The sequence below is a fragment of the Fundidesulfovibrio sp. genome (assembly GCF_058402725.1).
This window is the reverse complement of sequence record NZ_JBZVFJ010000166.1, coordinates 1-6,529: the sequence shown is the minus strand read 5'-3', so window position 1 is coordinate 6,529 and position 6,529 is coordinate 1. Positions and strand designations below refer to the sequence as shown.

At 69.3% G+C, this 6,529-nt stretch carries 6 protein-coding genes; 5 read left to right on the top strand and 1 reads right to left on the bottom strand.

Going from position 1 to position 6,529, the window contains the following annotated elements:
- The first annotated feature begins 179 nt into the window (after positions 1 to 179).
- Complete coding sequence (locus ACV4UX_RS16280; RefSeq protein WP_491594334.1) at positions 180 to 1,202, top strand: electron transfer flavoprotein subunit alpha/FixB family protein; 1,023 nt, start codon at positions 180 to 182, stop codon at positions 1,200 to 1,202.
- Positions 1,203 to 1,332: 130 nt separating this feature from the next.
- On the opposite strand, the gene yihA is transcribed toward ACV4UX_RS16280, so the two are convergent.
- Positions 1,333 to 1,965, bottom strand: coding sequence for a ribosome biogenesis GTP-binding protein YihA/YsxC (gene yihA, locus ACV4UX_RS16275; protein ID WP_491594333.1), 633 nt, complete (start codon positions 1,963 to 1,965; stop codon positions 1,333 to 1,335).
- Between the two features lie 75 nt (positions 1,966 to 2,040).
- Here yihA and ACV4UX_RS16270 point away from each other — a divergent pair, with 75 nt between their 5' ends.
- From ACV4UX_RS16270 to ACV4UX_RS16255, 4 genes are all read left to right on the top strand, one after another.
- Complete coding sequence (locus ACV4UX_RS16270) at positions 2,041 to 2,508, top strand: type II 3-dehydroquinate dehydratase (RefSeq protein WP_491594332.1); 468 nt, start codon at positions 2,041 to 2,043, stop codon at positions 2,506 to 2,508.
- Positions 2,509 to 2,524: 16 nt separating this feature from the next.
- Positions 2,525 to 3,082: an elongation factor P gene (gene efp, locus ACV4UX_RS16265; RefSeq protein ID WP_173084693.1), complete on the top strand. Its 558-nt coding sequence runs from the start codon at positions 2,525 to 2,527 to the stop codon at positions 3,080 to 3,082.
- A 67-nt stretch (positions 3,083 to 3,149) separates the two neighbouring features.
- Positions 3,150 to 5,378, top strand: a complete 2,229-nt coding sequence (locus ACV4UX_RS16260) for a DNA translocase FtsK (protein WP_491594331.1) — start codon at positions 3,150 to 3,152, stop codon at positions 5,376 to 5,378.
- 4 nt (positions 5,379 to 5,382) lie between these two features.
- Complete coding sequence (locus tag ACV4UX_RS16255; protein ID WP_491594330.1) at positions 5,383 to 6,423, top strand: hypothetical protein; 1,041 nt, start codon at positions 5,383 to 5,385, stop codon at positions 6,421 to 6,423.
- Positions 6,424 to 6,529 lie beyond the last annotated feature (106 nt).

The window sequence follows — 6,529 nt, the reverse complement described above, 5'->3', positions numbered from 1 at the left end:
GAGGTAAATGCAATAACATATCTGTCTGTCTGTTCCTCTCCTCTTCCTCTCCCTCCCCCCCCGCCCCCCCCCCCCCCCCCCCTTTCTTTCTTTTTCCCCCCCCCCCCCCCCCCCGCCGGAGGCCTGACAACGACCATACTGGCACCCCGGGCTGAGCGCCCGGAACGCCGGAGGACACTATGGACAAGGTTCTTCTCATCGCCCCCGTCGAGTGCGACGGTTCCCTGGGCAAGGCTTCCCTGGAGGCCCTGACGGCCGCCAGGGAGCTGGCCGGACAGCTGGGCGCGCCCCTGTGCGTGGGCCTGGTGGGCGCGGACGTGCAGGCCGCGGCCGATTCCGTGGCCGGATGCGGGGCCGCCGAATTCTACGGCGTGGCCGGGGCCGAATACGCCCAGCCGCGCTACGCCACCGACGCGGCGGCCTTCGCCGCGCTGTGCAAGGCCTCCGGGGCCACGGTGGCGGTGGGCGCGGCCACCTCGCGGGTGAGCCGCGTGCTGCCCGGCGTGGCCGCCCGCCTGGGCGGCGTGTGCGACACGGGCGTCACGGCCCTGTCCGTGCAGGACGGCAAGCCCGTGGCCACCCGCTGGTACTACCGCCAGCGCATGTACGCCGAGATCGCGCGTCCCGCGCGCCCCTGGTTCGTCGCCCTTTCCACGGGGTGCTTCGCGCCCTGCGAGGCAGCGCCCGGCACGGCCCAGGTGGCTGCGGCCGCTCCGGAGCTTCCCGCCGGCGTGCGCTCCAAGGTGACGGGCATGATCTGCCCCTCTGCCGAGGAGCAGACCATCCGCCCCGACGCGGCGCTGCTCTTCGTGGCCGGCGCGGGCTGGACCAAGAAGCAGGCCGACGGCCAGGCGCATCTCACCGAGGCCGAGCAGCTGATCCTGGGGTTCCTGGGCAAGGCGCAGGCCTCGCTGGGCACGTCCAAGTCCCTGGTGGACCTCTCCGGCGAGGGCCAGCAGGTGATGAGCTTCCTCACGCACATGCACCAGGTGGGGCAGACCGGCGCCACGCCGCGCCACGCCAAGGGGCTGGCCACGTGCTGCCACGGCGAAGAGCCCCACACCGTGGGCTGGCGCTTCATCGGCGAGCGCCGCGCGGTGAACCTGGACGCCTCGTGCGGCTGGGCCCAGGGCAAGGCCGACGTGCTCTATGTGGCCGACGCCTTCGAGGTGATGCGCAAGGTGCTGGAGCTGATGCCGTAGATCGAAAAACGTCCGGCCCGCCGTCTCGTGGGCGGCGGGCCGGGTTTTGTCGGGGCAGGGCAGGGGGCCGGGAACCTTCCGGGGCCTTCCCGGGGCGTGCCTGGGCTTGATCGGAGCGAGACAGCAGGGACTAGGCGTCTTGCAGGTCCGCCCCGGGCTGCGCGGGGGCGTCGCCTTCGGGATCGGCCAAGCCGACGGCCTGGTCGAAGAGCCGCCAGAGTTCCTCGAAGCCCATGCCGCTCACTGAGGAGAAGAGCACCGGGGCGTTGCCGCCCAAAAGCGCCGCCCAGCGGGCCTTCTGGGCCTGGCGGTCGCGCTGGGTGCACTTGTCGGCCTTGGTGAGCACGCCGAGCACGGGCACGCCCTCGGCGCGCAGCCAGCCCACCATGTCCAGGTCGGACTGCTGGGGCGGCAGGCGGCAGTCGATGAGCACCGCCACGCCCTGGAGGCGCTCGTTGCCGGTGAGGTATCTCTCGATGAGCTTGGCCCAGCGGGCGCGCTCTTCCTTGGAGCGCCGGGCGTAGCCGTAGCCGGGCAGGTCCACCAGGTAGTAGCCCGAGGGGTCCACGCGGTAGAGGTTGATGGACTGGGTCTTGCCGGGGGTGGAGCTGGTCTTGGCCAGCTGCTTGCGCCCGGCGAGGCGGTTCAGGAGGCTCGACTTGCCCACGTTGGAGCGCCCGGCCAGGGCGATCTGCGGGGCCTCGGGCACGGTCAGGTCGTTCTGGCCGTAGATGGTCTTTTCAAGGTGCAACGTCTTGCGCATGGTTCGGGATTCCGTCACGAACGATTTTGGAGCGCCAAGCATACAGCGATCGCACGCGAAAGCAAGGTGGGGAACATGACCAACTGCCGGATACTGGTCGTCAACGGCCCGAACCTGGGCAACCTGGGCGTGCGCGAGCCCGAGATCTACGGATCGCTGGGCATGGACGCGCTGCCGGGCATGGTGGAATCCGTGCTGGGCCAGAAGGCGGCGCGCATCGAGCTTTCCCACTACCAGGGCAACGGCGAGGGGCAGATCATCGACCGCCTGGAAGCCGCCCGCAAGGACGGCGTTGACGGCCTGGCCCTCAACGCCGGGGCCTACACCCACACGAGCCTGGCCCTGGCCGACTGCCTGGCCTGGATCGGCGTGCCCTGCGTGGAGGTGCATCTTTCCAACATCTTCGGGCGCACCGACCAGCCCCTGCGCCAGCAGAGCCTCATCGGCCGCAACTGCATCGGAGTGATTGCAGGTTTCGGCATGATGAGCTATGCCCTCGCGGTTTGCGCCTTGTGGCAACACTGGCTCAAAAAGAACAGCTGACATCCAAGGAGACACGATGCTTTCCACCACCGATTTCCGCCGCGGCCTCAAGATCGAGCTGGACGGCGTTCCCTACGAAATCGTCGACTTCCAGCACGTCAAGCCCGGCAAGGGCGGGGCCTTCGTGCGCACCAAGCTGCGCAACATGCTCAACGGGCGCACGGTGGAGAACACCTTCCGCTCCGGCGAGAAGATGGAAAAGCCCGACATGGAGACCCGCTCCATGCAGTACCTCTACAAGGATTCCTCGGGCTTCGTGTTCATGGACATGGAGAACTACGAGCAGTTCTCCGTGGAGGAGAGCGCCCTGGGCCAGAAGGGCGGCTTCCTGGTGGACGGCATGGAGCTGACCATGCTCATGTACCGGGGCAAGGCCCTGGACCTGGACCTGCCCGCCTCGGTGGTGCTGGAAGTGACGCACACCGAGCCCGGCGTGAAGGGCGACACCGTGAGCGGGGCCACCAAACCCGCCACCCTCTCCACGGGCGTCACGCTCAACGTGCCGCTCTTCGTCAACGAGGGCGAGAAAATCAAGGTGGACACCCGCTCCGGGGAATACCTGGGCCGCGTGTAGTGCGTTCGCGCGCGAATTAGACTAGAAGGGCCGTGGAGCTTGGGCTTCGCGGCCCTTGGCGCGCTCTATGGAAGAACAACCCACCCAAGACCCCTCGCCCGAAGGCAAGAAGATCCTGACCGAACTGGCCGGGGTCTGCTGGCTGTTCGTGGCCGCCCTGCTGGGGCTGGCCCTGGCCACCCACCACCCGCTGGACCCCACCCTCAACCAGACGCGCATCGCGGGGCGCGAGATCGCCAACCTGGCGGGCTTCCTCGGCTCCTATCTCTCCGGGCTCCTGGTGGACCTCTTCGGGCTGGCCGGCTGGTTCTTGCCCGCACTGGCCGCCTATTCCGGGCTTGCGAGGCTCTTCCCGCTCATGGGCATCACCCGCACCCACTGGTCCGGGCTTTTCGGGCTCTTCGTGGTGGTGCTCGTCTCCCTTGGGTCGGACTGGCCCGGCCCGGGGCTCTCCATCAACCACGTCAAGGGCGGGGGCTGGTTCGGCAGCGCCCTCTACGGCCTGGGCGCGAGGCTTCTGAGCCCCGTGGGCACCTATCTGGCCGTCACCTTCCTGGCCGTGGCCAGCGTGCAGCTCTTCCTGGGCGTCTCCTGGCAGGAGATGTTCCTCAAGGTGAAGGATTTCCTGGCCGGGGTGTGGGACGTGGCCGGACCGACCGTCCGGCGGTTCCTCTTCGGCCCGGGAAAAGAGGAGCGCGAGGACGAGGACCCCGCAGCCGCGCCCGCAGTCCACGAAGCCCACGACCCGGACGAGGAGCTGGTGGTCACGCCCAAGGCCCAGGCATCGCGCACCGCACGGCCCAAAGCCAAACCGCTTTTGCGCAAGACGCCCGCGCCCGCCCCGCGCCCCGACGGCCTGCCCTCGCTCGATCTCCTCTCCAAGCCACCGGCCCAGGCCGTGGGCCCCGGCGACGACGTGCTGCGCTCCCAGGCCGCGAGCCTGGTCACCTGCCTGGCCGACTTCGGCATCCAGGGCGAAGTGGTGCGCGTGGTCCCCGGTCCCGTGGTGACCATGTTCGAGATCAGGCCCGCGCCGGGGGTGAAGGTCAGCCGCATCGCCGGGCTCTCCAACGACATCGCCCTGGCCATGAAGGCCATGGCCGTGCGCATCGAAGCCCCCATCCCCGGGCGCGACACCGTGGGCGTGGAGATCCCCAACGCCCGACGCCAGACCGTCTACCTGCGCGACATCCTGGAAGCGGAGGCCTTCACGGGGCAGCCCTCCCGCCTGACGCTCTCCGTGGGCAAGGACATCCAGGGCAAGCCCTTCACCGCCGATCTGGCCCGCATGCCCCACCTGCTGGTGGCGGGCGCTACAGGTTCGGGCAAGAGCGTGTGCATCAACGGCATCCTGCTCTCCATCCTCTACAAGGCCCAGCCCGACGAGGTGAAGCTCCTGCTCATCGACCCCAAGCGCATCGAACTGGCCATGTACCAGGACCTGCCGCATCTGGTGCACCCCGTGGTCACGGACATGGCCCTGGCCAAGTCCGCCCTGGACTGGTGCGTGGCAGAGATGGACCGCCGCTACGAGGCCATGGCCCAGATGGGCGTGCGCAACATCGACGGCTTCAACGAGAAGGCCGCCAAGCTCGCCGCCAACCCCGGCCCGGACGTGGAGGTGGTGGAGCCGCTGCCGTACCTGGTGCTGATCATCGACGAGCTGGCCGACCTGATGATGACCGCCGCCAAGGAGGTGGAGATCTCCATCGTGCGCCTGGCCCAGTTGGCGCGCGCGGCGGGCATCCACCTGATCCTGGCCACCCAGCGCCCCAGCGTGGACGTGGTCACGGGGCTCATCAAGGCCAACTTCCCCACGCGCATCGCCTTCCAGGTGACGAGCCGCCACGACGCGCGCACCATCCTGGACACCGTGGGCGCGGAGCACCTGCTGGGCAAGGGCGACATGCTCTTCAAGCCCAGCGGGGCCAAGATGGTGCGCATGCACGGGGCCTTCGTCTCCGACGAGGAGAGCGCCCGCGTGGTGCAGTACTGGAAGGAGCGCCAGGCCCCCAGCTATCTCATGGACCTGGCAAGCTGGAAGGAGGAGGCCTCGGCCGAGGGCGTGGCCATCGGCGGCGGCGACGACGGCAGCGACTCCCTCTCCGATCCCGTCTATCCCCAGGCCCTGGAGTTCGTGATGGAGCAGGGCAAGGCCTCCATCTCGCTCATCCAGCGGCGCTTCCGCATCGGCTTCAACCGTGCGGCCCGATTCATCGAACAGATGGAGCGCGACGGCCTGCTGGGACCGGCCGACGGCAGCAAGCCCCGCGTCGTGCTCAAGGGCAGGGACTGACCCCATGCGCATCCTCACCGAACCGGATCAGGCCCGCGCGGCCCTGGAATCGTTCAAGCGTCACTTGAGAAAAGATGGCGAGGCCCTCACCGCCCAGGTGCGCGTCGGCGCAGGCTTGCGCAGGCTGGAGGCGACCTGGAATCCGGAACTGGGCTTGTGGACCGCCTGGCGCTCCACCAAGGCCCGTGAGACCCTCCTGCTGGGCCTGGGAGACCCCGCGTTTCCGGTCCGGCTCACGCCCTGCGCCGAGATCACCTTCCGCGCCCAGGGGAGCTACGATCCCCGCGAGTCGGGCTTCTTCGTGCGCTTCGGCGGCGACGCCCTGGTGGCCTGTCGCCTGCGCGAACGAAGCAACGGGGAATCCCTGGCCGCCTTTCTGGAGCGCCACGGCCACGGCCCCACCATCCACGAACTGGAGGAGCCGGGCTCCCCGCCGGACGCATCCGGCCATCAGCAGGAAGGCCCCATGACGGGCTCCTTCCAGGCTTTCATCCTGTGCAGCGCAGCGAGCCCCGACGCGGGCTTCCACCTGCGACGCCTGGTCGGCGTCCTCCACGACCACGAGCGATGGAACGCGCTGGGCCTGGGCGATTCCGGCTCGCGGATCGCCTTCGGCCCGCGCGCCCTGGCCTCCGCCTGCGTGGAGGGAGCACAGGCCCAGCCACTGCGCGAGGCCGTTGCCCGCAGTCTCCGGGAACAGCTCCAGAAATTCGTGGACGCCCGCAAGCTGCGCTGCAAGCTCGGCTCCGCGCCCGGCTGCGACATCGTGCTGGCCTCGGGCGAGGGCGCGGTGCAGGCCGTGTTCCAGGTGCGCGACTCCCTGGCCCCCGAGGCCCTGGAGAGCGCCATCGGGGAGCTCATCCTCTCGCGCCACACCCTGCGCGCCGCCAAGTGCCTTGCCGTTCCCGGCCCCCTTGGCCCCTATTTCACCCAGGTGCTCTTCCGCCACGACATCCACGTGGTTCCCTACACCCTCACGCCGGATCTGAACGCCGTCCTCGACGTGGAGGCCGTGTTCCAGGCCATCCGGCACACCGGTTTCTGAGAGGTTCCCATGACGCTTCGCGTGCTTTGCGCCCTGTGCGCGCTCCTGTGCTCCGCCAACGCCCTGGCCGCCGACGTGGCCGAGCTCTCCGACAAGGTCCAGCGGC

Bases quoted from the DNA above. Each gene is read 5' to 3' on its own strand.
- efp (WP_173084693.1), top strand. From the start codon at position 2,525: ATGCTTTCCACCACCGATTTCCGCCGCGGCCTCAAGATCGAGCTGGAC.
- ACV4UX_RS16260 (WP_491594331.1), top strand. From the start codon at position 3,150: ATGGAAGAACAACCCACCCAAGACCCCTCGCCCGAAGGCAAGAAGATC.
- yihA (WP_491594333.1), bottom strand. From the start codon at position 1,965: ATGCGCAAGACGTTGCACCTTGAAAAGACCATCTACGGCCAGAACGAC.
- ACV4UX_RS16270 (WP_491594332.1), top strand. From the start codon at position 2,041: ATGACCAACTGCCGGATACTGGTCGTCAACGGCCCGAACCTGGGCAAC.
- ACV4UX_RS16280 (WP_491594334.1), top strand. From the start codon at position 180: ATGGACAAGGTTCTTCTCATCGCCCCCGTCGAGTGCGACGGTTCCCTG.
- ACV4UX_RS16255 (WP_491594330.1), top strand. From the start codon at position 5,383: ATGCGCATCCTCACCGAACCGGATCAGGCCCGCGCGGCCCTGGAATCG.